This window comes from Pseudomonas sp. Irchel 3H7, from assembly GCF_900187605.1.
Lineage (GTDB): Bacteria > Pseudomonadota > Gammaproteobacteria > Pseudomonadales > Pseudomonadaceae > Aquipseudomonas.
This window is the reverse complement of sequence record NZ_FYEA01000013.1, coordinates 112,093-136,457: the sequence shown is the minus strand read 5'-3', so window position 1 is coordinate 136,457 and position 24,365 is coordinate 112,093. Positions and strand designations below refer to the sequence as shown.

General features: G+C 60.6%; 21 protein-coding genes. 9 read left to right on the top strand and 12 right to left on the bottom strand.

The window, feature by feature from the left end:
• Positions 1–36: 36 nt before the first annotated feature.
• A complete protein-coding gene (locus CKW38_RS23960; RefSeq protein ID WP_007949802.1) occupies positions 37–516 on the bottom strand; it encodes an NYN domain-containing protein in 480 nt (159 codons plus the stop codon).
• A gap of 138 nt (positions 517–654) precedes the next feature.
• A complete protein-coding gene (locus tag CKW38_RS23955) occupies positions 655–1,413 on the bottom strand; it encodes a DUF2076 domain-containing protein (RefSeq protein ID WP_095114094.1) in 759 nt (252 codons plus the stop codon).
• Between the two features lie 178 nt (positions 1,414–1,591).
• Here CKW38_RS23955 and CKW38_RS23950 point away from each other — a divergent pair, with 178 nt between their 5' ends.
• The 3 genes from CKW38_RS23950 to CKW38_RS23940 all read left to right on the top strand — a co-directional run bounded on the left by CKW38_RS23950 (position 1,592) and on the right by CKW38_RS23940 (position 4,392).
• Positions 1,592–2,266: a YciC family protein gene (locus CKW38_RS23950; protein ID WP_007909682.1), complete on the top strand. Its 675-nt coding sequence runs from the start codon at positions 1,592–1,594 to the stop codon at positions 2,264–2,266.
• A gap of 74 nt (positions 2,267–2,340) precedes the next feature.
• Positions 2,341–3,420 (top strand): endonuclease/exonuclease/phosphatase family protein, encoded by a 1,080-nt coding sequence (locus CKW38_RS23945; RefSeq protein ID WP_095114043.1) that lies wholly within the window; start codon positions 2,341–2,343, stop codon positions 3,418–3,420.
• Between the two features lie 51 nt (positions 3,421–3,471).
• Complete coding sequence (locus CKW38_RS23940) at positions 3,472–4,392, top strand: hypothetical protein (protein WP_095114042.1); 921 nt, start codon at positions 3,472–3,474, stop codon at positions 4,390–4,392.
• Between the two features lie 49 nt (positions 4,393–4,441).
• On the opposite strand, the gene CKW38_RS23935 is transcribed toward CKW38_RS23940, so the two are convergent.
• The 4 genes from CKW38_RS23935 to CKW38_RS23920 form a co-directional block, all read right to left on the bottom strand.
• Positions 4,442–5,278, bottom strand: coding sequence for an ABC transporter ATP-binding protein (locus CKW38_RS23935; protein ID WP_007909677.1), 837 nt, complete (start codon positions 5,276–5,278; stop codon positions 4,442–4,444).
• Positions 5,266–6,069, bottom strand: coding sequence for an ABC transporter permease (locus tag CKW38_RS23930; RefSeq protein ID WP_007909675.1), 804 nt, complete (start codon positions 6,067–6,069; stop codon positions 5,266–5,268). The genes CKW38_RS23935 and CKW38_RS23930 overlap by 13 nt, the downstream gene beginning before the upstream one ends.
• A gap of 10 nt (positions 6,070–6,079) precedes the next feature.
• Positions 6,080–7,066, bottom strand: coding sequence for an ABC transporter substrate-binding protein (locus tag CKW38_RS23925; protein WP_095114041.1), 987 nt, complete (start codon positions 7,064–7,066; stop codon positions 6,080–6,082).
• A 445-nt stretch (positions 7,067–7,511) separates the two neighbouring features.
• A complete protein-coding gene (locus tag CKW38_RS23920) occupies positions 7,512–9,002 on the bottom strand; it encodes an aldehyde dehydrogenase (protein WP_095114040.1) in 1,491 nt (496 codons plus the stop codon).
• A gap of 221 nt (positions 9,003–9,223) precedes the next feature.
• Between CKW38_RS23920 and CKW38_RS23915 the strand changes: the two genes are divergently transcribed.
• Complete coding sequence (locus tag CKW38_RS23915; RefSeq protein ID WP_095114039.1) at positions 9,224–10,138, top strand: LysR family transcriptional regulator; 915 nt, start codon at positions 9,224–9,226, stop codon at positions 10,136–10,138.
• A 111-nt stretch (positions 10,139–10,249) separates the two neighbouring features.
• On the opposite strand, the gene hrpB is transcribed toward CKW38_RS23915, so the two are convergent.
• Positions 10,250–12,769: an ATP-dependent helicase HrpB gene (hrpB, locus tag CKW38_RS23910; protein WP_095114038.1), complete on the bottom strand. Its 2,520-nt coding sequence runs from the start codon at positions 12,767–12,769 to the stop codon at positions 10,250–10,252.
• A 110-nt stretch (positions 12,770–12,879) separates the two neighbouring features.
• Between hrpB and CKW38_RS23905 the strand changes: the two genes are divergently transcribed.
• Positions 12,880–13,299: a hypothetical protein gene (locus tag CKW38_RS23905; protein ID WP_007909665.1), complete on the top strand. Its 420-nt coding sequence runs from the start codon at positions 12,880–12,882 to the stop codon at positions 13,297–13,299.
• A 12-nt stretch (positions 13,300–13,311) separates the two neighbouring features.
• Positions 13,312–14,220, top strand: a complete 909-nt coding sequence (locus CKW38_RS23900; protein WP_007909662.1) for a cation diffusion facilitator family transporter — start codon at positions 13,312–13,314, stop codon at positions 14,218–14,220.
• Here CKW38_RS23900 and CKW38_RS23895 read toward each other — a convergent pair.
• The gene (locus CKW38_RS23895; RefSeq protein WP_095114037.1) at positions 14,214–15,284 is read right to left on the bottom strand and encodes a DUF6515 family protein; all 1,071 of its coding nucleotides are present in this window, start codon (positions 15,282–15,284) and stop codon (positions 14,214–14,216) included. The two genes, CKW38_RS23900 and CKW38_RS23895, sit on opposite strands and share 7 nt — an antisense overlap.
• 451 nt (positions 15,285–15,735) lie before the next feature.
• Between CKW38_RS23895 and CKW38_RS23890 the strand changes: the two genes are divergently transcribed.
• Both CKW38_RS23890 and CKW38_RS23885 read left to right on the top strand, forming a co-directional pair.
• A complete protein-coding gene (locus tag CKW38_RS23890; protein ID WP_008081091.1) occupies positions 15,736–16,215 on the top strand; it encodes an Lrp/AsnC family transcriptional regulator in 480 nt (159 codons plus the stop codon).
• A gap of 294 nt (positions 16,216–16,509) precedes the next feature.
• Positions 16,510–16,719 carry a DUF2788 domain-containing protein gene (locus tag CKW38_RS23885; RefSeq protein WP_007909655.1) on the top strand — a complete coding sequence of 70 codons (210 nt, stop codon included), beginning with the start codon at positions 16,510–16,512 and terminating at the stop codon, positions 16,717–16,719.
• Here CKW38_RS23885 and CKW38_RS23880 read toward each other — a convergent pair.
• The 4 genes from CKW38_RS23880 to CKW38_RS23860 form a co-directional block, all read right to left on the bottom strand.
• Entirely contained in the window at positions 16,714–17,349 is a 636-nt protein-coding gene (locus CKW38_RS23880; protein WP_095114036.1) for a pseudouridine synthase, read from the bottom strand. The genes CKW38_RS23885 and CKW38_RS23880 overlap by 6 nt on opposite strands.
• A gap of 72 nt (positions 17,350–17,421) precedes the next feature.
• Positions 17,422–18,921, bottom strand: a complete 1,500-nt coding sequence (gene amn, locus CKW38_RS23875; protein ID WP_161986511.1) for an AMP nucleosidase — start codon at positions 18,919–18,921, stop codon at positions 17,422–17,424.
• A 192-nt stretch (positions 18,922–19,113) separates the two neighbouring features.
• Entirely contained in the window at positions 19,114–20,763 is a 1,650-nt protein-coding gene (locus tag CKW38_RS23865) for an acyl-CoA dehydrogenase family protein (RefSeq protein WP_095114034.1), read from the bottom strand.
• A 95-nt stretch (positions 20,764–20,858) separates the two neighbouring features.
• Positions 20,859–23,213 carry a hybrid sensor histidine kinase/response regulator gene (locus CKW38_RS23860; RefSeq protein ID WP_095114033.1) on the bottom strand — a complete coding sequence of 785 codons (2,355 nt, stop codon included), beginning with the start codon at positions 23,211–23,213 and terminating at the stop codon, positions 20,859–20,861.
• 347 nt (positions 23,214–23,560) lie between these two features.
• Between CKW38_RS23860 and CKW38_RS23855 the strand changes: the two genes are divergently transcribed.
• Positions 23,561–24,358 (top strand): hydroxymethylpyrimidine/phosphomethylpyrimidine kinase, encoded by a 798-nt coding sequence (locus tag CKW38_RS23855; protein WP_007909650.1) that lies wholly within the window; start codon positions 23,561–23,563, stop codon positions 24,356–24,358.
• The last annotated feature ends 7 nt before the right edge of the window (positions 24,359–24,365 follow it).

The following is a 24,365-nucleotide window of genomic DNA, read 5'->3' as shown; positions in this document are numbered from 1 at the left end:
GTTCAACTCCGTACAAATCAATTCTTCAGTAGCTGTTCAATTCTTCAGCAGCAGCGCGCCTTCGATCGGCACGTAACGGCTGGCGGCGCGGATCAGCGAGTTGGCGGTCAGGCCGGGCACGCCGTAGGCGACCGCTTGCACGCCGTGTTTGCTGATAATGCGTTCGAGCAGCATGTCGAAATCGCCGTCACCGGAGGCCAGGACAATTTCGTCGACGTGGTCGGCGGCGTCCATGATGTCGAGGGTGATGCCCACGTCCCAGTCGCCCTTGGCCGAGCCGTCGCTGCGCTGGATGTAAGGTTTGAGTTTCACGGTGAAGCCGAGGTTGCGCAGGATCTGCTGGAACTGCTGCTGCTTGCTGTCGCCACGGTCGATCGCGTAGGCGTAGGCCTCGACGATCTGTCCGTCCTTGCTGATGTCTGCCCACAATGCGGCGTAGTTGAAGTGACAACCATAGGCCTGACGCACGGTGTAGTAGAGGTTCTGCACGTCGGCGAACACTGCGATTTTTTTCACCGGAGTTCCTGTGGGCGCGCAAGCGCACGAAGCGGGATCAGGCGCCAGGCCCGAAAAAGGCGCTCAGTATGCCAGCCATCAGGAGGGTTCCGCGAATAATCGGCCCGGAGCCCTCAAGGGCTCCGGACGAATGGTGAGTCAGACGAAGGAATCGTCGTCATCAAAGAACGAGGAATTGTCGTTGCCGTAGTCGGTGTCGGTGAAGCCGCCCTGGTCATTGCCTGAGAAGCCGTTATCGGCCACACGCTGATCTTCGCCCCAGCCATTGCTGCTTTGGTCGGCGACCTGCGCCGGCTCTTCCTTGATCACTTCAACGATTTCTTCCGGCTGCTGATTGTGATGGAACAGGCTGCTGATGCCCTGCGCCAGCATCACGCCACCGGCCACACCGGCGGCGGTTTTCAGGGCGCCGCCGAGGAAACTGCTGCCGGCCGCCGGAGCGGCTTGCTGCGCATAGTTAGGCGGCGCTGCGCCGAAGTTCTGTTGTGGCGCAGGAGCACCGAAGTTCTGCTGCGGTGCCGGCTCACGCCAACCGCCAGTGGACGCCGGGGCGGCGCTCTGGGTCGGCGCCGGACGCGGGCTGCCACCAAAAATGCTCGACAGGAAACCGCCACCACCGCTCGGCGCCGGTGCGGCACTCTGCGCTTTGGCCGATTGCAGTTCAGCCTGCAACTGCTGGACCTGTTGAGTCAGTTGCTTGTTCTGCTCATCGAGGCTTTTGAGCGCCGCCTCTTGCACCAGAATCGCCTGGGTCATGAAATAACCTGCCGCTGGCTGGCGGGTCAGGTGTTCCTTGATCCGCGCCTCAGCCTGGGCATCGCGCGGGGCTGCCTCCGTTTCGGCCTGTTGCAGCCGGGAAAACAGTCCATCGATCAGGGTTTGCTCTTCGCTGTTCATGGCGACCTCGTAGATTGCCGGGGATAACATTGCCCTCGTCCACGTTGGCCGAGGTGCTCTCCTGTAATGGAGACGGTGACAAAACGTTTCAATGACCTTTACCGAATGTTTACGTTTGTGTCGCGCCAGCCATCATCGGTTAAAGTGAGCCACTGTTTTCGACCTGCGATACCGACTGATGAATGCCCTCGAAGTGCTGCGCGACTCTCTGTATTTTTTCAAACGCCATTTGGGCAGCATCGTACGGTTGTGCCTGCCGCTGGTGATTTTCGAAGCGTTTTTACAACAAGTGGTCGATCGCGCCAGCGGGCCGGAAAATATCTCGGCCATCAGTATCGTCGTCGGTCTGCTGGTGTATCCGCTGTACACCGCAGCGCTGATCCTGTTCCTCGATGCGCGCAGCCGTGGCGAAGCGCCGCGCAACCGTGACCTGCTGGCAATGGCCGCCACTCTGTGGCCGCGCTTCGCGTTGCTCACGGCGCTCAATACCTTGCTGATTCTGTTGGGCCTGTCGCTGTATTTCCTGCCAGGCCTGATGCTGATGGTCATGCTCGCGTTCGGCGAATACCTGTTGGTGCTGCGCGGCATGGGGCCTTTGCAGGCGATGAAAGAAAGCCTGCGCCTGACCCGTGGACACTTCTGGCGGATCCTGCTGTGCATTCTCTGTGTGATGACGCCACTGTGGTTGCTCAAAGGCGCGACATTGGCGGTGTACCCCGAGCCGCAGAATCCGCTGATTGCGGTACTGATCGACAGTGCTCACAGCTTCCTGCAACTGTTCACCAGCGTGGTGTTGTTCCGCCTGTTCATGCTGATCAGCGAATTGCCTGACAAACGCGACAGAGTGGTCTGACAGCACTGCGCTTGGGCTTCGAGACGGCCGTCAGGTATGCTCGGGCCACTTTCTGTAACGCTATAAGCCGAGCCATGACCCGTCTACTGCGCTACACCCTGTTTCTTTCTGTGCTCGCCCTTGTGCTGATTGGCGCGCTGATCTTCAGCCTGACCTGGCGCCCGGACGCCCGCGAAACCCTGCCAGTCAGTTGCACGGGAACGCCACCGACGCTGGTGCCGGGCCAAGCGCTGAAAGTCATGACCTGGAACGTGCAGTATCTGGCCGGCAAGCGTTACGTGTTCTGGAATGATCTGGCCCAGGGCAACGATGAAGCGCCGACACAGGAAGACATGGCCTTCAGCCTCGACGAAGTGGCGCGGGTGATCCGCGACGAGCAGCCCGATGTGGTGCTGTTGCAGGAGCTCGATGACGGCGCCAAGGCCAGCGACTATCAGAACCAGCTAAAACTGTTGCAGGAACGCGTCGCCGACCTGTACCCGTGCAGCGCCAGCGCATTCGACTGGAAAGCCGATTTCGTCCCTGATCGACACGTTTTCGGCAGCGTCGGCCGGCAACTGGCAACCCTGAGCCGCTATCGCATCGAACACGCCGAACGCCTGCAATTGCCGGTTGCTGCGGCCAATTTCATCAGCCGTCAATTCCAGCCAAAAGACGCCCTGCTCGCGACCAAACTGCCCCTGAGCGATGGTGGGCAACTGACCGTTTTCAATACCCATCTGGAGCGTGCCAGCCAGCCCGATGACACGTTGCAGGCGCAAGTGAGCGCCGTGGCCAAAGTGCTCGACAAGTACGAAAGTCAGGGCCTGCCATGGTTGATCGGTGGCGATTTCAATCTGCTGCCGCTCGGCCAGTTCCGCCGCCTGCCTGCCGAGCAGCGCACGCCCTACTCCGCCGACAGCGAACTGCATCTGCTGTGGGACAAGTACCCGATGATCCCGACCAACAACGAAGCCAGCGGCATCGACCGTGCGCAGTGGCTGACCCACTACCCCAACGACCCCGGCCTGAATGGCCCGGATCGCACGGTCGACTATCTGTTTTACAGCCCGAAGATCAAACGGGTGGAAGCGAGGGTGCGCCAGGACGATACGCTGCGCATCTCCGATCATCTGCCGGTGATTGCGCGCTTCCTGCTGCCGGCGGCGCCCTAGGCAGGGCCGAGGAACATCGACCCGTCGCCCGAATTGACGATATGGAATCTCATGAAAATCTTATTGGTGTGCAAGGACATTGGTGGTTACGCGCGCAAACTGGCGGACTACCTGATGATCGACAATGACGTGTGTTTCATCGATACGTCAGCGATGCAGAACAGCTTTGATCGAGCGCCGAAGATCCTGCGCCGCCCGCTTAAACGCTGGGCGCAGTTACGCCAGTTCAAGAAGAGTATCGGTGCCTCAGGGCGCTTTGACGTTGCGTTGATCATCAACCCGGCGCAAATCGAGCCCAAGCAACTGACCGCCGGCCTCAATGCCAGCGAGCGCAAGATCGCCTACCTCTACGACAGTTTCAGTCGCTGGCCGATGACCCGGGAAGAACTTGCCGGTTATGACGAGGTGTTTTCTTTCGACCCGCAGAATGCTGAAAGCTACGGCCTGAAAAAGCTCCACAACTTCATTTACGACGACTACACCGCAGACGGCGAACCCGGTGAATACTCGGCGTTTGTGGTAATGGCGGGCAAGGATCGGGTGCCGGCACTTGAAGGCCTGGCGCAGGCATTCGATCGTCTCGGGGTGACCGATTACAAGTTTCTGGTGCAGTGCAAACCGATCCCGGGCGCGCATCCGGGTATCACGTTCTTCGAGCAGAGAATGTCACTGGCGTCTGTTGGCGAACTGGTAAAGCGCTCGCGCATCATTCTGGACATTTCCAAGCCTGGCCAGGCCGGGTTGAGCTTCCGTTTCTTTGAAGCCATGGCTTCACGAAAAAAAGTCATCACCACCAACAAGAGCGTGGTCGACTATGACTTTTACAACCCGGCGAACATCCTGGTCATTGATGAGGCCAATCCGGTAATTCCTGAACGGTTCATTACTGATCCGTATGTCGATGTGCCTGAACACATCTACCAGCAATACACCCTGCAGGGCTGGGTCAAAACCGTGTTTGCCCAGCAGTGAAATCACATCGCCGGCTGCCCCACAATGGCCAGGTGACATGACCGTTGGATCAATGCACTTCTTCCAGGTCATCATGCAGCAACCCGAAGATCTGCCGCTTCATGTCAATGAACGAGCGCTCCATGACCATGTCGAGCGAGCGCGGACGTTCGATTGGCACGTCGAGAATCTGCTTGATCCGCCCCGGTTTCGCGCCCATCACATAGACCCGATCGCCGAGCAGAATGGCTTCGTCGATGTCATGGGTGACGAACAACACGGTCTTCTTGCTGTTGCCCCACACCCGCAGCAACAACTGCTGCATCTGCAGACGTGTCTGGCTATCGAGCGCACCGAACGGTTCGTCCATCAGTAGAATCTGCGGATCATTGGCCAGCGCGCGGGCGATCGCCACGCGCTGCATCATCCCGCCCGACAGTTGCTTGGCGTAGTTGTCGGCGAACCCGCCGAGGCCGACTTCGTTGACGTAATAATCGACGATCTCCTTGCGCCGCGCCGCCGGCATGCCGCGGCGTTTGAGGCCGAACTCGACGTTCTGCCGCACGGTCAGCCACGGGAACAGCGTGTAACTCTGAAAGACCATGCCGCGATCCGCACCGGGGCCTTGCACTTGCTGGCCGCCGACGTAGATCTCACCGGAGGTCGGCTCAGCCAGACCGGCGGTCAGGTACAACAGGCTCGACTTGCCACAACCCGATGGCCCGACCAGCACGGCAAACTGCTGATCCGGCACCTCGAACGAAACTTCTTCCAGCGCGGTAAACGTGCCGCCGTCAGGTTTCCTGTAACGCAGGCTGACCTTGTCCACCTGCAAGCGCGGCGCGGCTTGTGCCGGGGTCGCAACGGGTTCGATAAAACGATGATTGGCAGCAGTCACTGAGCCCATGCGGCAACCCTCAGGCGGAGAAAACGGAACAGTTGATCGGTGACCAGACCGAGCAGGCCGATGATCGCGATGGCGAGGAAAATCACGTCAACCTGAAAACCGCGCATGGCCTTCAGGCTCAGGTAACCCAAACCGCTGGACGCGGCGACCAGTTCAGCCACCACCAGATAAGTCCAGGCCCAGCCCATAGTTACCCGTAGGGTATCGAGCACGCCCGGCACCGAGGCCGGCGCGATCACATGCAACACCGCATCGCGGCGACTGGAACCCAAGGTGTAGGAGGCGTTGATCAGGTCCTTGGAAATGCCTTTCGAGACGTCGGCGATCATCACCAACTGCTGAAAGAACACACCGAAGATAATCACCGACACGCGCTGCTCCAGACCGATGCCGATCCACAAGATGAACAGCGGCACAAACGAGGTCACCGGCAGGTAACGAATGAAGTTCACCAGCGGTTCAAGGAACGCCTGAACGATGCGAAAGCTGCCCATCAGCAACCCCAACGGCACCGCCACCAACGACGACACAATGAAGCCGACCATCACCACTTCGACACTCGCCCACACATGTGTGCCGAGCGTGCCATCGCGGCCCAGGCGCATGGCGGCTTCAACCACCGCGCCCGGCGTCGGCAAAAACATCCCTGGGACGATGCCGCCGTAAGACAGCCCGGCCCACAGGCCGACCAACAACACCCAGGCCAGAGCGCTGGCGCTCCACACCACTTGCACCGGCAACGCGGTTTTTGGCGTGAGGCTGCGGCTCAGCCACGAATTGCGCTTGAACATTGCACACCTCCTAGAGCGGGCTGACGAAACGGTTGTCGACCAGCTCGTCGTTGCTGACGTTGTAAGGTTTGCCCTGCAATTCGCTGGCGGTTTCGTTGGCCAGTTTGATCAGCGCTGCGCTGTCACCCGGTTTGCCCGGTGAGCCCAAGAGCTTCTCGCTCATGGCTTGATCGTAGAAACGCACGCCTTGCGCGGCGGCGGCCAGTTCCTTCGGATCGGACAGGTAACCGCCGACACCTTTGGCCATGATTTTGTAAGCGTCTTCCGGATGATCCTTGGTGTATTGCACGGCTTTGTACAACCCGGCGACCAAAGCCTTGACGTCTTCCGGCTGCTTCTCGATAACGCTGCAATTGAGCGCGACCACATCGACGATCACGCCGGGGGTGCTGCTGCTGTCGATCAGCACTTTGCCCTGCTGCTTGTCGCGCACCATCGACAGGTGCGGCTCCCAGGTCACGGCAGCGGGCACGCGACCGGCGATGAACGCGGTGGCGGCATCATCTGCGGTCATGTTCTGCACGGTGATGTCGCTCATCTTCATGCCGTTCTTTTTCAGCAAATAGGAGAGCCAGAACTGCGAGGTCGAACCTTCGTTGACGGCCACGGATTTGCCCTTGAGCTCTTGCAGGCTTTTCACATCCTTGCCGACCAGCACGCCATCGCCGCCATGGCTGTCATCCAACGCCGCGACTGCTTTGAAGCAGAACTGCGGGCGGTATTTGAGCACTTCATCGATGGTCGACGCCGAGCCGGACAGTTGCCCGGACGCCTGCGCGGCCATGTACATCGACGCCTCTTCGACCACCGGCAATTCGACGGTCAGACCGTTTTCCTTGAAGTAGCCCAGGTCCTGAGCCAGATACAGGGTGCCGTAGCCGACCCACGTGGTGTGGCCGATGGACAGGGTCCCGGCCTGGGCGCTGGTCGCGACCGTGGCGGCAAGAGCAGTGATTGCCAGAGGGTGAGTGAGACGGAGACACAAGGACTTGATCATGGAGCACTCCCGACGCTGTTGATTTAGTTTTGTCATGGGCAGTACGGTCGCCGGCCGTTGTGCAGTTGCTGCCATGGGTCTCTCGCGGACTTTTGGGCGGACAACATTCGGCTGGCGGGCAAGATCGATGGTGGCCCATGTGCGCGGTGAGGAAAATCAGGAAATTGTTGGCTGCAAATGATGAAAAAACTGGGTAGTGCGCACTGCTAAAGGGCGGGGATTGCGGGGATGCGCGAGGTGGGTGCAGATTGGGGATTTTCGGCGGCTGGGAGAATGCTATCGCTGGCAAGCCAGCTCCCACAGGGATCGTGGATGTGCCTGGATTGTGTGAACAACGCTGAAACCTGTGGGAGCTGGCTTGCCAGCGATGGCGCCGAAGCAGTCAATATCCATGCTGCTGACCCACCGCATTCGCGAGCAAGCTCGCGAAGGGGGCAACTCGGTCTCAGCGCAACTGGAACCAGGTGGTTTTCAACTGGGTGTATTTGTCGAACGAGTGCAGCGACAAATCGCGGCCAAAGCCCGATTGCTTGCCGCCGCCGAAAGGCACCGTCACATCCAGCGCATCCACCGTGTTGACCGACACCGTACCCGCTCGCAACTGCCGCGCCACACGATGCGCGCGGTTGAGGTCATCGGTCCACAACGACGCCGCCAGTCCATACACACTGTCATTGGCCAGCCGAATAGCCTCGGCCTCATCATCGAACGGCATCACCGCCAGCACTGGCCCGAATACCTCTTCGCGAAACAGCGGCATGTCGGCGGTTACACCGGTGAAAATCGTCGGCTCAACGAAGTTGTCAGAGCCATTGAAGCGCCGCTGCCCACCGCCACAAACCCGGGTCGCCCCCGACTGCTCGGCGTTGCGAATGAAGCGCATGATGCCCGCCGTCTGCGTGTGATCAACGATGGCGCCAGCGCTGCTCTGCGGATCCAGCGGATCACCGGGTAACCACCGTTCAGCCTGTGCTTTCAGCCGTTCAACGAACTCATCATGAATCGAACGCTCCACCAGCAAGCGCGAATTGGCCGAGCAGACTTCGCCCTGATTGAAGAAGATCCCGAACGCCGCTTTCTCCGCCGCCAGATCCAGATCCTGACAATCGGCGAACACCAGATTGGCGCTCTTGCCACCGCATTCCAGCCACACCTGTTTGAGGTTGGATCGAGCTGAATATTCCATGAAGTATTTACCCACCTGCGTCGAGCCGGTGAACACCAGGCAATCGACATCCGCGTGCAAACCCAACGCCTTGCCGGTCTGTTCGCCAAGCCCCGGCAACACGTTCAACGCACCCGCTGGCAGCCCCGCTTCCAGCGCCAGCTCAGCCAGACGCAAGGCCGAAAACGGCGATTGCTCGGCCGGTTTTAAAATCACCGAATTGCCCGCCGCCAGCGCCGGGGCGAGTTTCCACGCGGCCATGTCCAATGGGAAATTCCACGGCACCACAGCAGCGACTACACCGAGTGCTTCACGGGTGATGGTCGCCAGCACATTCGGCGCACTGGGCGCGACCTGATCGTAAAGTTTGTCGATGCTTTCGGCGTACCAGCGAAACACCCCGGCGGCGCCCGGCACGTCGATGTTGTAAGCGTCCATCACCGGTTTGCCCATGTTCAGCGAGTCGAGCAAGGCCAGCTCTTCGCGATGACTCATCAGCAGATCAGCCAAGCGCAGCAGCACTTGCTTGCGCTCGGCTGGAGATCGTTGCGACCACGTACCGGCCTCAAACACTTGCCGCGCATTGCGCACTGCGACGTCGACATCCGCCTCGCCACACGCAGCGACATTCGCCAGGCATTGCCCGGTCGCCGGGTTGATCGCGGCAAAGGTCTGCCCCGATTGCGCAGCGCAATGTTTGCCGTCGATCACGGCCTGATCGGGAAACTTCAATGCAACGGCGCGGCGCTGCCACTCTGCAAGCTCGAACACGACGGATGCTCCTGAGGCGTTATTGTGCCTCGATGGTCGCTCAGGCCCGCACGGGCTAAAAATAGTAAAAATGTCTTCGCAGGCAATAAAAACACTGGGCAATGACTTCCCCCAAACGCTGCACAGGTAGCTATGGTTGAAGGATAAAAACATCGTCGTGCAATGGACGTGGCGGCGCACAAATTGCTTTGAAGTCGAGTCCGCTCGTCCTGAGGTTTGCCGTGGCCGCCTACAATTTGCGTCAGCTGAAGTATTTCATCACCACCGTCGAATGCGGCAGCGTTGCCGAGGCTTCACGCAAGCTGTACATCGCGCAGCCGGCGATTTCCACCGCGATCAAAGGACTGGAAGACAGCTTCGGTGTGCAACTGCTGATCCGTCATCACGCCCAAGGTGTGTCACTGACGCCAAGCGGTGCGCGGTTTTTTCGCAAGGCCCAAGAGTTGCTGCGCATGGCCAAGGAGTTCGAACAGAACGCCCTCGCCGACAACGACGTAGTCGCCGGGCAGATCGATATTGGTTGTTTCGAAACGGTCGCGCCGTTGTACCTGCCGCAGTTGATCGCCGGGTTTTCGGCGCTGTATCCGGGCGTGAAAATCCGCATTCGCGACGGTGAACAGCAAGAGCTGGTGCAAGGCCTGACGTCAGGCGCGTTCGATCTGGTGATTCTTTATGAACACGAACTCGACGCGACCATCCAGACCGAACCGCTGATGCCGGCGCAACGCCCGTATGCGCTGTTGCCCGCCGACCACCGTTTTGCCCAATACAAACAAGTGTCGCTGCGCGATCTGTGTCTGGATCCGATGATCCTGCTCGACGTGCAGCCGAGCCGGACTTACTTCGTCAGCCTGTTTGAAGAACTGGGGCTGACGCCGCGCATCGAGTTCAGCTCGCCGTCGATTGAAATGGTACGCGGGATGGTCGGCCAGGGTTTCGGCTTCTCGATTCTGGTGACCAAACCGCATTCGGAATGCACCTACGACGGCAAGAAAGTCGTGTGCGTGGACATCGTCGAGGACGTCACCGGTTCGGGTTTGGTCGCAGCATGGCTCAAGCGCGGGCAACTGACCAAACCGGCGCAGTTGTTCGCCGATTATTGCCGCGAACAACTGACCGCAAAGACTCACCTTTAACAGCAAAGATCGCAGCCTGCGGCAGCTCCTACAGTATGTCGGTGTCGTACCGTCATTCTGTGGCCGACTTCAATTCGGTAGGAGCTGCCGAAGGCTGCGATCTTTTGCTCTTCAGGTCCCGCGCGGTTTGGCTCGCGCGGTCGCTTCGGCCACCAGCGGATCATCCGGCCAATAGTGCTTCGGATAGCGGCCCTTCAAATCCTTCTTCACCTCGGCATAGGTGCTGCGCCAGAAGTTGGCCAAATCCTGCGTCACCTGCACCGGCCGCCGCGCCGGCGACAGCAGATGTAACTTGACCACCTGCCGCCCGCCCGCAATCCGTGGCGTGTCCGCCAGCCCGAACAACTCCTGCAAACGTACAGCCAGAATCGGTGGAAACTCGCTGTAGTCCAGACGAATCGACGACCCCGACGGCACACTCAGATGATGCGGCGCCAGCTCATCGAGCTTTTGCGGCAGCGGCCATGGCAGCAGATTGCGGACGATGCTCGACAGATCGAGATTGGCAAAATGACTGAGTCGCGAGACCTTGCCCAGATACGGCATCAGCCAGTCTTCGAGGGTATCGAGCAACGTCGCATCGCTGACATCAGGCCATTGACTGTCGTCCTGATTGTTCAATTCCAACTGCCGCAACAACGCCACGCGCGCCTGCCACTGGCGCAGCTCCGGCGTCCACGGCAGCAGCCCCAGCCCCTTGCGCCGCACCAGATTGACCAGCGCCTGACTGCGCGCATTTTCATCGAGACCGGTCAACGGCTCACGGCTGAGAATCAGCTCGCCGACCTTGCGCTGACGCTCGGCGCGCAACACGCCTTCGCGCTCGTCCCAGTCCAGTTGATCGACGTTGCGTACCTGTTCGGCAAGCACTGAATCGAACAGCGCCGGATCGAAATCTGCCGCCAGATAAATCCGCTCTTCGCGCTGGCCCTGACGGCTGCCGAGGTCGGCAATGACGATCCACGGCTCTTTCATCAGGCTGTCGGCTTCGGCGAATAGCGCCGCACGACCATTGGCCAGGCGATATTCGGCGCCACCGGCACGCCGCTGTTGCGCGACGCGATCCGGATACGCCAGCGCCAGCAAGGCGCCGAGCCAACGCGGATGATCGGGATCGCTGACCGGCTCGCTGGCCTTGCCGCGCAAGTAACCGCGATATTGCCGCGCCAGTTGCTTGGCGCGCTGCACACCGCCCTGCGCACCTCGAGCCGCACGTTCTTCACCCGAGAGCAGTACCAGCCGACTGTGCAGATCGGCCCCGGCGCCACGCAAGATATCGCGCTCGCCGAGCAACGCGGCGACATCGCACGCCATGTTGGCCAGACCCAACGCTTGCCCCCGCAGCAGCAAATGGCCGATGCGTGGATGCGCCGGCAACTCAGCCATGGCCTGACCATGAGTGGTCAGCGCCTCACCTTCCAGCGCGCCAAGCCTTTGCAACAAATCCTGCGCCTGCGTATAAGCCGCCGCTGGCGGGACATCCAGCCAGACCAGTTCGCCCGGCGTCACGCCCCAGCGCCCCAGTTGCAGGGCGAGGCTGGCAAGATCCGCCGAAAGAATTTCCGCGCTGCCATACGCTGCCAATTGTTCGTGCTGATCCTGCGACCACAAGCGATAACAAACACCCGGTTCCAGTCGCCCCGCCCGGCCCGCGCGCTGAGTGGCACTGGCCTTGGAAATCCGCTGGGTATCGAGACGCGTCATGCCGCTGCCGGGATCGAAACGCGGCACCCGCGCCAGCCCGGCGTCGATGACTACGCGCACACCGTTGATGGTCAGACTGGTCTCGGCGATATTGGTCGCCAGCACCACTTTGCGCTGCCCGGCCGGCGCCGGATCGATCGCCGCACGTTGCGCATTGAGGTCGAGTTCACCGTGCAACGGACACAGCAATACATCGCTGCGTGAGCCGATGGCATCGGCCAATTGCTGGTGGACGCGACGAATCTCGGCCTGCCCCGGCAGAAACACCAACAGGCTGCCGGTTTCGTCGTGCAGCGCTTCAAGCACGGTTTGGGTGACGCGTTGATCAATGTATTCGCCGGGCTGAAACGGACGGCCCCAGCGCATCGTCACCGGATACATGCGGCCTTCGCTGCGCAGGATCGGCGCATCATCCAGCAACCCGGCCAGACGTTCACCTTCGAGCGTGGCCGACATCAGCAAAATCTTCAGCGGCTGTTCAGCGCGGAACAGCTCGCGACCGTTCAGACTCAAGGCCAGCGCCAGATCGGCGTCGAGGCTGCGTTCGTGAAATTCGTCAAAGATCAGCAGACCCACGCCTTCCAGCGCCGGGTCATCCTGCAGACGCCGGGTGAGAATGCCTTCGGTGACCACTTCGATACGCGTATCGGGGCCGACCTTGCTGTCGAGACGGATGCGATAACCGACGGTTTCCCCGACCTTTTCGCCCAGCTCACTGGCCAGACGTTCTGCCGCCGCACGCGCGGCGAGACGGCGCGGCTCGAGCATCAGAATGGTCTGCCCGGCCAGCCACGCTTCATTGAGCAAGGCCAAGGGCACACGGGTGGTTTTACCGGCGCCGGGCGGTGCTTCGAGCACGGCTTCGTGGCGCGTCGCCAAGGCTTCACGCAGGGCGGGTAAAACTTCATCGATTGGCAAAGAATTCATGCTGGCTCCAAAACAGAGGCCCGAGTATAACGGCGAACTGGCGGGCGTTCGTCAGGGTCTTAACTTCACACGACGACGCTTCGTTCTTAGATCAATCAGGAGATTTCCCCATGCGCTTACCTTTTCGCCTGATCGGCGGTGTACTGGTCGCCACCCTGCTCACGCAAATCACCGCGTGCGGTTCGATTTTCTACCCGGACCGGCGCGGTCAGATCGACGGCAAGATCGACCCGGCGATTGCCGTGCTCGACGCCGTGGGCCTGCTGTTCTACGTCATTCCCGGGCTGATCGCGTTTGCCGTCGACTTCGCCACCGGCGCGATCTATTTCGAACCGGGCCACACCGCGCAGATCGATCCGGCCAAACTCAAGCAAGCCATTGGCCCGGACGGTCAAGTCGATAATCACAAGTTGCAGGCTATTCTCGAAAGCGAGTTGGGCCGAGATTTCCCACTGGATGACCCGCGCCTGATTCAACACAAGGGCAGCACTCAACAACTGGCGATGTTCGGCCTGCAACCCGCCGCTTAAAAAGGAAGTTAAATGACATCCAGCCCCGAACACGCCCGCCTGCTACGGCTGGCGACCCGCGCCTCGGTGGCGGTGGCGTGCACGCTGATCATCGCTAAAGCCATCGCCTGGTGGCTCAGCGGTTCGGTGAGCATGCTCGCCGGCCTCACCGACTCGGCGCTGGATGGCGTCACTTCGCTGCTCAATCTGCTGGCGGTGCATTACGCGCTGCGCCCGGCCGATGACGATCACCGTTATGGTCACGGCAAGGCGGAATCGCTGGCGGGCATGGCGCAGGCGCTGTTCATTGGCGGCAGTGCGGTGTTGATCGCGCTTCAGGCCTATGAACGCATCCAGCATCCGGAACCGCTTGGCGCGCCGTGGATCAGCATTGGCGTGATCATTTTCTCATTGCTGCTGACGGTGGCCTTGCTGATGCTGCAACATCGAGTGATCAAGCAGACCGGTTCCAATGCCGTGCGTGCCGACTCACTGCATTACCGATCCGATCTGTTACTCAACGGCAGTATTCTGGTGGCGCTGATGTTGGCCGGGTTCGGCTGGCATCAACTGGATGCGTGGTTCGGACTTGGCATTGCCGCCTATATCCTGTGGAGTGCGATCCAGATCGCCCGGGAAAGTTTTTCGGTGTTGATGGATGAAGAACTGCCAACAGATGTCAGTCAGCACATGCTCGAACTGGCGTGCAGTGTGCCGGGCGTATTGGGCGCGCATGACTTGCGCACGCGGATTTCCGGCAACCACTGGTTCGTGCAGTTGCACCTGGAGTTGCCGGGGGAGCTGACCCTGTCAGTGGCGCACGGCATCAGCGACCAAGCCGCCGATGCCATTCACAAGGCCTACCCGCGGGCCGAAGTGCTGGTGCACGCCGACCCGCAGGAAGTGGTCAAGTCAGAGCGGGCGCAAACCCGGCTTCAGTAACTGACCTGATAACCGCGACTGCTCAGGCAATTGCCCTGCGCCTGACGGTACGCCTGCACCACTTCGGGCGCCGGTTGATACGTCGCGGTGCGCGGATCGAAACCGCTTTGCTGCACCGCGTACTGGTAGCACTGATAACCGTCTTGCTGCACCTGCTCCGGCGACTGGCCGTTGGCCGGATACGCTTCGACGTCATAGCCTTGGGATTGCGGCTGCGGCTGCGGCTGTTGCTGCACCGGCGGCTCGACCACCACGTAATCCTGCGTCGCTTCCTGATACGCGTAGTAGGAACCGGCGGCGAGGAACAGCAGCGAACCACCGATCCACACCTCACGGGCGTAATCCGGCAAATACTGGATGCGAATCCCGCGCGGCGGCTGCACGACGATGTAGCGCGGGCCTTGCGGGCGATACCAGTAGCCGCCGGAAAAGAAGTAATCCTGACCACGATACGGCACGCGGTAATCGCGATCCGGGAAGCGGTCGATCACATGTCCCGGCCGGTATTGCGGGCCTGGGCCCCAACCGTTGCCATGCCCGTCGGGGCGCCCCGGCCAGCGATTGTCGTTGGGCCGGTTGCCGGTCTGCCATTGCTGGTTGTGGTAACCGTTCTGCGGACGCTCGTCGCGGTAGTAACCCTGACGCGGCTCTTGAGTCTGGCGTACGGCGTCGGGCCGTGGCTGGATCGGCAGGCTGTTGGCCGGCAGTTGCGGCGGTGGTGGCGGCTGACGTACCGGGTTGGGGTTGTAGGCCGGGCGATTCTGATCGCGGTTCTGCCACTGGCCATTGTTGTTGCCGTTGTGCTCGAACTGGCGGCTGTTGTCGCCACGAATGATCTCGTTGTTCTGCGCACGCGGCTGATTCTGTTGCGGCTGATTCTGCGATGGATTGTTCTGCGGACGCGGCTGATTGTTGCCGCCACGGCCCTGATTGTTGCCCTGATGATCCTGACCGTGGCCTCCGCCCTCCGGGCCGCGATTCTGTGGCTCATCGGCGAGCGTTTGCACACTGACACTCACACACAGCAAACCAACACTGGCCAGACGCCAAATGCGCGAATTCATGCTTTTTCTCACTGCGGGGCCTGTAAATGTAAGAGGACTTGTAGCTAAGACCGGGATTACACACACCGGGTTCTGCAACAGGTTATCAGTCACGCAACTTATTTATTGAGCGCCCGGCATGAAATCGCAGGCAAGAAAAAAGGGAGACCCGTCGGCCTCCCTTCTAGAGAACTTCGTCCTGGCTCGACGCTTTTGACGTCGGCTCACCTCACGCCGTCTTCTGGACAGTGTGCAGCTCGGGGGCCGGCACAACCCCGGTGGGGGTGGCGGCCGCGGCAGGCCGGATAGGGCGGGCCGCGTGGACTGTGTTACCGAGCAGTGATTCTGGTGATAAGAATAGGCCTGAGACGGCGGCAGAGGATTGCGAAGATTGCTGAAATAAACACCACTTGCGCAATTTTTAACCCTGGATAGATAATCCGCCGCAATAGTTACAACCAAGGACAGATTGATGAGCAAACTCGACCGTTACGACCTGAGCATTTTGGCGGAATTGCAGCGCGACGCCCGCATCTCCAACCAGGAATTGGCCGAGCGCATCGGTCTGTCGCCCTCCCCTTGCTCGCGCCGGGTCAAGCAACTGGAAGACGACGGGTATATTTCGCGTCAGGTGGCGTTGCTCGATCGCAAGATGCTTGGGCTGAGCCTAACGGCGTATGTGCTGATCGGCATGGACCGGCATACGCCGGAGCGTTTTGAGAACTTCGAGGCGGCGATTCGCACGTTGCCGCAGGTGTTGGAGTGCAGTCTGGTGACGGGTGTGGATGCCGATTACCAGTTGAAAGTGGTGGTGCCAGATATGGATCACTATCAGAAATTGTTGCTGGGACATTTGACGCGGATCGAAGGGGTGACCAGCGTTCGTTCAAGCTTCGTACTGAATCAGGTGCTCAACAGCACAGAACTGCCGCTGACCCACCTGCGCAACTGATCAAAGGCACCCTCATCGGAACGCCGCCCGCCCAGCCCTCTCCCCCAGGAGAGGGAGCCGACCGAGGTGTCTGCTGTCATACATCGACCTGAAAGATTGAGTCGATTATGGATTCACAACAGAACGTTCAGGTCGGCGTATTTTGCGAGCATCCCCCGGTCAGTCCCCTCTCCCACTGGGAGAGGGCTAGGGTGAGGGCAAAGGCTTCAGATCAGACCCAGATCAATGCCACCCCACACACCTTGGCGTATACTCGCCGCGCCCTTTTTGCCCCATGCGCGCCGGAGAAACCCAATGGATCCAGCATTATTAGAAGAGTGGATGATGACCGGCCTGGTCAGCATCCTGATCATTTTCATGGGTTTCATCGTCTGGGATCTGGCGAAGAAGTCCAAGGCCGGGCGCTTTGGCTCGTTCATTCTGTTCTTCGTGCTGGGCCTGGGCGTGGCCGCGTTCATCATCAAGAGTGTGGTGATCGGCCTGATCGAATCCGGCGCTCTATAAGCGCGCCGGCACTTCCTTCCACTGGCCCTGATCAAGCCCTTCGATCGACCAGTCGCCAATTCTCACCCGCACCAGCCGCAATGTCGGCAACCCGACTGCCGCGGTCATGCGCCGTACCTGACGGTTGCGCCCTTCGCGAATCACCAGCTCCAGCCATGAAGTCGGTATGGTCGCGCGAAAGCGCACCGGCGGATTGCGCGGCCACAACTCAGGCTCGTCCAGTTGTTGCGCTTCGGCCGGCAAGGTCATGCCGTCATTCAACTCAACACCATCCCGCAGACGCTGCAACTGCTCGGCCGTCGGCACGCCTTCGACCTGCACCCAATAAGTCTTCGCCAGTTTGTGTTTCGGATCGGCGATGCGCGCCTGCAACTGCCCGTCGTTGGTCAGCAGCAACAACCCTTCGCTGTCACGATCCAGGCGACCGGCCGGATAAATGCCGGGCACATCAATGAAATCCTTGAGGGTCGCCCGCCCTTCGCCGTCGCTGAATTGCGTCAGCACATCGAACGGTTTGTTGAACAGGATCAATTTCGGCTCGGCCGGGGGTGCCTTGGCAACACGGCGCGGGGAAGACGACTGAGGCTTCGCACCTGGGCGGCGGGAAGGTGGACGTGGAGGACGGGACATGGCGAAAAGAACATCTAACGGTCGAGGCTGACAATGCTAGTGCCCCGACCGCCAAATGACCACGACTAACCGTTAACGGAACGGCGGTTCGTCGAAGCTGCGCAGTTTGCGCGAGTGCAGCGAGTTGAGTTCAGTGCGCAGCAGGTCCACCGCTTCGATGCCGATCTTCAAGTGCTGGCTGACCGCACGCTCATAGAAGGCGTTGGCCGAACCCGGCAGCTTGATTTCACTGTGCAGCGGTTTGTCCGAAACGCACAGCAACGTGCCGTACGGCACCCGCAAGCGATAACCCTGCGCGGCAATCGTGCCGCTTTCCATGTCCACCGCCACGGCGCGGGACAGGTTGATCAACGGCCGCTCCTGCGCCCAGCGCAATTCCCAGTTACGGTCGTCGTAGGTCAGCACGGTGCCGGTGCGCAGGCGTTTTTTCAGGTCATCGCCCTTCTCGCCGGTGACATTCGCCGCTGCTTGTTGCAGCGCCATTTGCACTTCGGCCAGTGCCGGGATCGGAATGTTCGGCGGCACCACGCGGTCGAGAATGCCGTCGCGACGCATATAAGCGTGGGCCAGCACATAGTCGCCAATGGTCTGCGACTGACGCAGGCCACCGCAGTGGCCGATCATCAGCCAGCAATGCGGACGCAGCACCGCCAGGTGATCGGTGATGTTCTTGGCGTTGGACGGGCCGACGCCGATGTTGACCAGGGTCACGCCGTGGCCATCGCTGGCGATCAGGTGATAGGCCGGCATCTGATAACGGTGCCAGACCACACCGGCGGCGATCGCCGAGGCTTCGCCGTGATCCATGCCCTTCTCGATGATCACGTTGCCCGGCAAGACCATGCGCACGAAACGCGGGTCACTGCGCAATTGCTCCAGACCATGGACGATGAACTGGTCGACGTAGCGGTGATAGTTGGTCAGCAGAATCCACGGCTGCACATGGCGCCAGTCGCTGCCGGTGTAGTGCACCAGACGACGCAGCGAGAAATCCACGCGCGCGGCGTCGAACAAGGCCAGTGGCAGCGGATCGGTGTTTTCCCAGTCGTAGAGACCGTCGGCGATGCCGTCGGTGGCCGCGGACAGGTCGGTACTCGGGAACACCCGCGCCAGCACGGCAGCGGTGACGCCGGAGCCGGCCAGTTCATCGCCCTGCTCGACCACATACGGATACGGGATATTTTGCTGGCTGACGCCGACTTCCACGGTCACGGTGAAGTCATGCATCAACGGCACAAGTTGTTCGAGCAGGTATTTGCGGAACGCCGCCGGGTGGGTGACGGTGACGCTATAAGTGCCCGGCAATTGCACCTTGGCGTAAGCGCGGGTGGTCTGTGGGACTTCGCCCTGGCAATGGTAGGTCAGACGCAGTTCGGGATAACGAAACAGAGCACGCTGCGCAGCGTCGGGTTCGACGCGATCCTTGAGGTAACGCTTGAGCGCCGAGTTCAGCGCAGTGGTGGCCCGCTCGTGCAACTCGGCCAGACGATCCACGGCTTGTTCGGCGGTTTGAACGACAATAAACGCTTCGGTCACGATCAGCTTCCTGTGTTCTGACTTGCAGAGCTTCATCTTGCCTGCATCGTGGCGTCACGGGAACAGTGGCGTTGTGGGTGTACCCAAATCTTTCAGACAAAGCGAACCCCTGTGGGAGCTGGCTTGCCAGCGATGAGGCCGGCACATGCAACATCAGTGTTGACTGACAGGCCGCCATCGCTGGCAAGCCAGCTCCCACAGGGTTTTGTAGCGTTGGGGAGATTGCGGTCAGAAACCTTGCGGGGTCGAGCGGGCGACGATAGCTTCGACGTCCAGCCCACGCGGCAAGGCTCCGTACACGCGACCACCACCGCTCAGGCGGCTGGCAATGAACGCATCGCTGACCGCCGAGTTGCCGGCTTCCAGCAATAGCTTGGCCTGCAAACCGAGCGCGATGTCTTCGGTCAGTTGCCGCGCCCGGTACTGAATATCACTGGTGTCCTTGAACTGCGCCTGCAATTGCTGAATATGCGCGGCCAGCCGTTTGTCACCATGTCCATCACCGAGTTCGCTGAACAACACATCCAGCACACCCGGCTCTTTCGACAACGCGCGCAGCACGTCGAGGCACTGCACATTCCCCGAACCTTCCCACGTCGAATTCACCGGCGCCTCGCGGTACAAACGCGGCAGGATGCTGTCCTCGACATACCCGGCGCCGCCCATGCACTCGGCCGCTTCATTGATCATCCCCGGCGCACGTTTGCAGATCCAATACTTGCCCACCGCTGTCACCAGCCGCGCGAATTGCGCTTCATGGCGATCATCCAGATGATCCAGCGCCTTGCCCATCCGCAAACTGAGCGCCAGCGCGGCTTCGCTTTCCAGCGCCAGATCGGCCAACACATTTTGCATCAATGGCTGTTCGCTGAGCAGTTTGCCGCCGACCTTGCGGTGCGCGCAGTGGTGGCTGGCCTGGGTCAGCGCCTGACGCATCAGCGAGCTGGAACCGACCATGCAATCAAATCGGGTCATGGCGACCATTTCGATGATGGTCGGCACACCGCGCCCTTCCTCGCCAACCATCCACGCCAGCGCGCCACGGAACTCCACTTCGCTGGAGGCGTTGGACTGGTTACCGAGTTTGTTTTTCAGACGCTGGATGTAGAACTGATTGCGCGTGTCATCCGGGCGATGGCGTGGCAGCAGGAAGCAGGTCAAACCCTTGTCGGTCTGCGCCAGCGTCAGGAAGGCATCGCACATCGGCGCCGAGCAGAACCACTTGTGCCCGACCAGTTCATAGGCCTCGCCCGGGCCACTGGCGCCGACCGGATACGCCTTGGTGGTGTTGGCGCGCACGTCGGTGCCGCCCTGTTTCTCGGTCATGGCCATGCCGATGGTCACGCCGGCCTTGTGCGCCATACCGACGTTGCGCGGATCGTATTCCGTGGCGAGGACTTTCGGCAGCCATTGTTCTGCCAGATTCGGCTGCAAACGCAGGGCCGGCACGCTGGCGAAGGTCATGGTCAACGGGCAGCCGCTGCCCGCCTCTGCCTGGCTGTGCAGATAGCTCATGGACGCGCGGGCGACGTGAGCACCGTCCTGCGGATGAGTCCATGGCAGCGAGGTCAGACCATGTTCAATCGCGGTGCGCATCAGTTGGTGATATGCCGGATGAAATTCCACCAGATCAATGCGATGGCCGTAGCGATCATGGCTGGCAAACACCGGTTTGTTCTGGTTGGCGAGGAACCCGGCTTCCATCAGCGGGCCACCGGCGAGCGCGCCGTAGGCATCGATCCGCGACTCCGCCCACCCGGCACCAAAGCGCCGCGACCACTCCTGCAATGGCAGGTCGATGCGATACAGATTGGTGCCGTCCAGCGACGGCGGCTGGTTGGTGACTTCGTGGGTTTCGGCGAACTGATGCAGGTTCATGACGGGGCTCCTTGGTCATCCAGAAGGTCAGTTAAGCACCGCCCCAAGATCGATCAAAGTGTCATATCCGCCGATTTTGCGGCGCTTTTACCCTGTCAGCAACACAGCACCCGGCGCTCCAGCGCGGACTGCAACTCTTCGAATTTCACCGGTTTGTTCAAGTAATCGATGGGCGCGCCAGGCGTGCAAAGTTCCCGCTCGGCGGTCAGCGCCAGCATAAACACCGGCAGATTCGCGCAGCCCGGCAATGCATGAATCTGGCAGCACAACGCTGCGCCCTCCTGAGCAGGTAGCTGGCAATCGATGAGCACTGCATCGAAGGCCTCACGCTGCAAGCAATCCAGCGCCGCCGCGCCGTTATCGGCGGTACGCACGCGGAAGCCGAGCTTGAGCAACATGCCACGCATCACCAGTTGGTTGACGCTGTTATCGTCCACCAGCAACACCGTGCAGTCCTGTGGTGCGCGCACAAAATGGCGCGAAGGCGCCGGGATCGACGCCGGTTCAATTACCGGTAGTTCGAACTCGACATCCAGCTGGAAGCGGCTGCCACGCCCGGGTTCCGAGCGGTGCGTGAGCTTGCCGTCGAGCAGCTCGACCAACTGTCGGCAGATCGCCAGGCCGACGCCCAATCCGCCATATTCGCGGGTCATCGAGCCGTCGAGCTGGAAGAAGCGCTGATACATCGTCGCCTCGCCCAGATCGGTGAAACCGATGCCGGTGTCGATCACCGCAAACGACAGGGCCAAACGATTGCCCGTCGACGGTTTGCCGGTAACCCGCAGTGCCAGACCACCAACGCGGGTGAACTTGATCGCGTTATCCAGCAGGCATTCCAGGCATTGCGCGAGTTTGGCGCTGTCGCCATACAAGCGATCCGGCAAGGTCGGCAGTACTTCAACCTTGAAATCCAGCGACTTGCTCGCCGCGTTGCCGTCGAACTGCACGCGCAATGCTTCGACCACCGCACGCAGGCTGAAACTGCCCGGCGCGGCCTTGAGCTTGCCAGCCTGCAATTCGGTGAGGGTGAGAATGCCATTGACCATGCGCATCATGTCTCGCGCGGAACCGGCGGCGGTTTGCTGATATTGCTCAAGCTCCGGATTCAGATCGACGGTCTGCATCAGTTCCAGCGAACCGATCACACCGTTCATCGGCGTGCGCAGTTCATGCGTCAGGGTCGCGAGGAATTCATCCTTGAGCTTGTTGCTGTGGGCCAGTTGCTGGTTGAGCACTTCGAGTTTCTGCCCGGCGTCGTACAACGTCTGCGCCTGTTGCTCACGCATCGCGTTGATACGGTCGGCCAGCGCCAGCGACAGCAGCGCCACTTCGATGGCCGAACCGATCTGGCTGGCGTACATGGTCAGGAACACGTTCGGCAGCAGGCCGAGCACCATCAGGGTGTTGACGATGCCGCCAAGCAGGAACGCCGACCAGGCAATGATGAAGTAACGTGCCACCCGCAAGCCGCGCCACCAGGCCAGAATCCCGGCGGCGAAAATCACGACCGTAAAGGTCAGCGCCAGTATCGTCGCCAGACGCAGCGACAACGCGTAACTGGTCATCAGCGACAAACCAACCACCAGCGCGCCGAACGCGATCAGCGCAATCAGCAAGCGATCGAGCCAGCGGCTGTGGTTTTTGGTCTGCAGGAAGCTGCGGGCGAACTGACTGCCGAACAGCCCCGCACAGCCGATGAAGAATGGCGTCGCGGCGTTGGCCCACCATGGGTTGTCAGGCCAGAAGTACTCGACTGCAGCACCGTTCACCGACAGTTGATAGAGGCCGAACGAGGCAATATAGAAGATGTAATAGAGATAGCTGGTGTCGCGCACGCTGAGGAAGATGAACAGGTTGTAAACCAGCATCCCCAACAGCACGCCATAAATGATGCCCAGCACATACAGGCGCACCGGCTGGTCTTCGAGGTACGCAGTACTCGACCATAACGTCACCGGTGCCTGAATCGAGCCTTCGCTGGCCAGTCGCAGGTACACGGTTTGCTGTTGATTCGGCGTGAATGAAAGGTCGAACAAATAGTTGTTCTGGCGGATCTCGCGACTGGCGAACGGCAGGGCGTCGCCGGTTTGCCGGACGAGGCGGTAGTCGCCACTGGCGTCAGGCATGTAGAGGTCGAGATGGTCGAGCGGTGGATACGCCAGTTCCAGCAGCCAGGTGCGTTGGGCGGCGGGATTGCTCGGACGGTAATGCAGGTCGATCTTCAGCCAGAACGCCGAGCGCGAGTATCCGGCATTGAGCGTGGCTTTATCGTGAGGTTTGAAATTACCGGCGGCAGCCTGCGCGCGAACATCGGCAATGCTCGCCTGACCACTGGGGTCTTCGAACACCTGCAGTGATCGGCCCAGAGGGAGGCTCTGGGTAAATTCGTCGAATTCGACGGCGCTCGCCATAAAGGGCAAGCAGAACAGCAACATCAGCAAATAGCGCATTGAAGCCCCAGCGTGGCTCGTCCGGTTGTGTCAGGAAGCCCCCCATTCCCTTTGAGTAGACGTAAAACCGGTATTACCTGTTATTGGTTTGGATCCAGACTAGCATAGCCGTTGATGGCCATTGAGCACCATTGAAATTTTTCCTACAAAGGCTCTAGAACGGGCGTTCCAGAGCAAAGCGGCGAGCTAGAGCTGTTGGATCGGTCAGGTAGACAAAAAGATCGCAGACTGCGGCAGCTCCTACACTTGAATGCGCTCCCTAATAGGAGCTGCCGCAGGCTGCGATCTTTTGATCTTGCTGTTCCACCCACACCCGAAAATCAGCTTTGGTGGTAAGCTCGCGCACCATGAATATCTACAGCTCCCGCCCCGTTGTCCTCTGTCTCTCCGGCCACGACCCCAGTGGTGGCGCCGGCTTGCAGGCAGATATCGAAGCCCTGCTCGCGCAGGGTTGCCATGCGGCTCCGGCCGTCACCGCCCTGACCGTGCAAGACACCGTCAACGTCACTGACTTCCGCGTCCTCGACCGTGAGTGGGTACTGGCTCAAGCCAATGCCGTGCTCAACGACTCCGAAGTCGCGGCGGTCAAACTGGGCATGCTCGGTTCGCTGGAAATGGTCGACACTGTTGTCGAACTGCTTTCTGCACACCCGCACTTGCCGGTGGTCTGCGACCCGGTACTGCGCGCCGGTGGCGGCGGTCGCCTGGGCAAGGACGAAGTCGGTTATGCGATGCGCGAGCGTCTGCTGCCGCTGTCGATCATTGCCACCCCCAACCTTCCCGAAGCGCGCATCCTCGCCGAACTGCCCGAAGGCACCGCGGACGAGTGCGCAGAAAAACTCCTGCCGTTCGTCAAAAACCTGCTGATCACCGGCGGCCACGGCGACGAAACTGAAATCCATAACCGCGTGTACAGCCGCGACGGTCTGCGCGAAACCTTTATCTGCCAGCGTCTGCCGGGCAGTTATCACGGTTCCGGTTGTACCTTGGCCAGCGCATTGGCCGGTCGTCTGGCGCAGGGCGAACACCTCGCCAGCGCCGTGCGCAGTGCATTGGATTACACCTGGCGCACCCTGCGCGATGCCGAACAACTGGGCAAAGGCCAGTTCGTCCCGCGTCGCCTGCCGCTGGATTTCTGCTCGTAACGTCGTG

Bases quoted from the DNA above. Each gene is read 5' to 3' on its own strand.
- CKW38_RS23890 (WP_008081091.1), top strand. From the start codon at position 15,736: ATGAGCAAACTCGACCGTTACGACCTGAGCATTTTGGCGGAATTGCAG.
- CKW38_RS23955 (WP_095114094.1), bottom strand. From the start codon at position 1,413: ATGAACAGCGAAGAGCAAACCCTGATCGATGGACTGTTTTCCCGGCTG.
- CKW38_RS23900 (WP_007909662.1), top strand. From the start codon at position 13,312: ATGACATCCAGCCCCGAACACGCCCGCCTGCTACGGCTGGCGACCCGC.
- CKW38_RS23935 (WP_007909677.1), bottom strand. From the start codon at position 5,278: ATGGGCTCAGTGACTGCTGCCAATCATCGTTTTATCGAACCCGTTGCG.
- CKW38_RS23940 (WP_095114042.1), top strand. From the start codon at position 3,472: ATGAAAATCTTATTGGTGTGCAAGGACATTGGTGGTTACGCGCGCAAA.
- CKW38_RS23925 (WP_095114041.1), bottom strand. From the start codon at position 7,066: ATGATCAAGTCCTTGTGTCTCCGTCTCACTCACCCTCTGGCAATCACT.
- CKW38_RS23860 (WP_095114033.1), bottom strand. From the start codon at position 23,213: ATGCGCTATTTGCTGATGTTGCTGTTCTGCTTGCCCTTTATGGCGAGC.
- hrpB (WP_095114038.1), bottom strand. From the start codon at position 12,769: ATGAATTCTTTGCCAATCGATGAAGTTTTACCCGCCCTGCGTGAAGCC.
- CKW38_RS23945 (WP_095114043.1), top strand. From the start codon at position 2,341: ATGACCCGTCTACTGCGCTACACCCTGTTTCTTTCTGTGCTCGCCCTT.
- CKW38_RS23855 (WP_007909650.1), top strand. From the start codon at position 23,561: ATGAATATCTACAGCTCCCGCCCCGTTGTCCTCTGTCTCTCCGGCCAC.
- CKW38_RS23930 (WP_007909675.1), bottom strand. From the start codon at position 6,069: ATGTTCAAGCGCAATTCGTGGCTGAGCCGCAGCCTCACGCCAAAAACC.
- CKW38_RS23885 (WP_007909655.1), top strand. From the start codon at position 16,510: ATGGATCCAGCATTATTAGAAGAGTGGATGATGACCGGCCTGGTCAGC.
- CKW38_RS23880 (WP_095114036.1), bottom strand. From the start codon at position 17,349: ATGTCCCGTCCTCCACGTCCACCTTCCCGCCGCCCAGGTGCGAAGCCT.
- amn (WP_161986511.1), bottom strand. From the start codon at position 18,921: ATGAAGCTCTGCAAGTCAGAACACAGGAAGCTGATCGTGACCGAAGCG.
- CKW38_RS23905 (WP_007909665.1), top strand. From the start codon at position 12,880: ATGCGCTTACCTTTTCGCCTGATCGGCGGTGTACTGGTCGCCACCCTG.
- CKW38_RS23895 (WP_095114037.1), bottom strand. From the start codon at position 15,284: ATGAATTCGCGCATTTGGCGTCTGGCCAGTGTTGGTTTGCTGTGTGTG.
- CKW38_RS23865 (WP_095114034.1), bottom strand. From the start codon at position 20,763: ATGAACCTGCATCAGTTCGCCGAAACCCACGAAGTCACCAACCAGCCG.
- CKW38_RS23950 (WP_007909682.1), top strand. From the start codon at position 1,592: ATGAATGCCCTCGAAGTGCTGCGCGACTCTCTGTATTTTTTCAAACGC.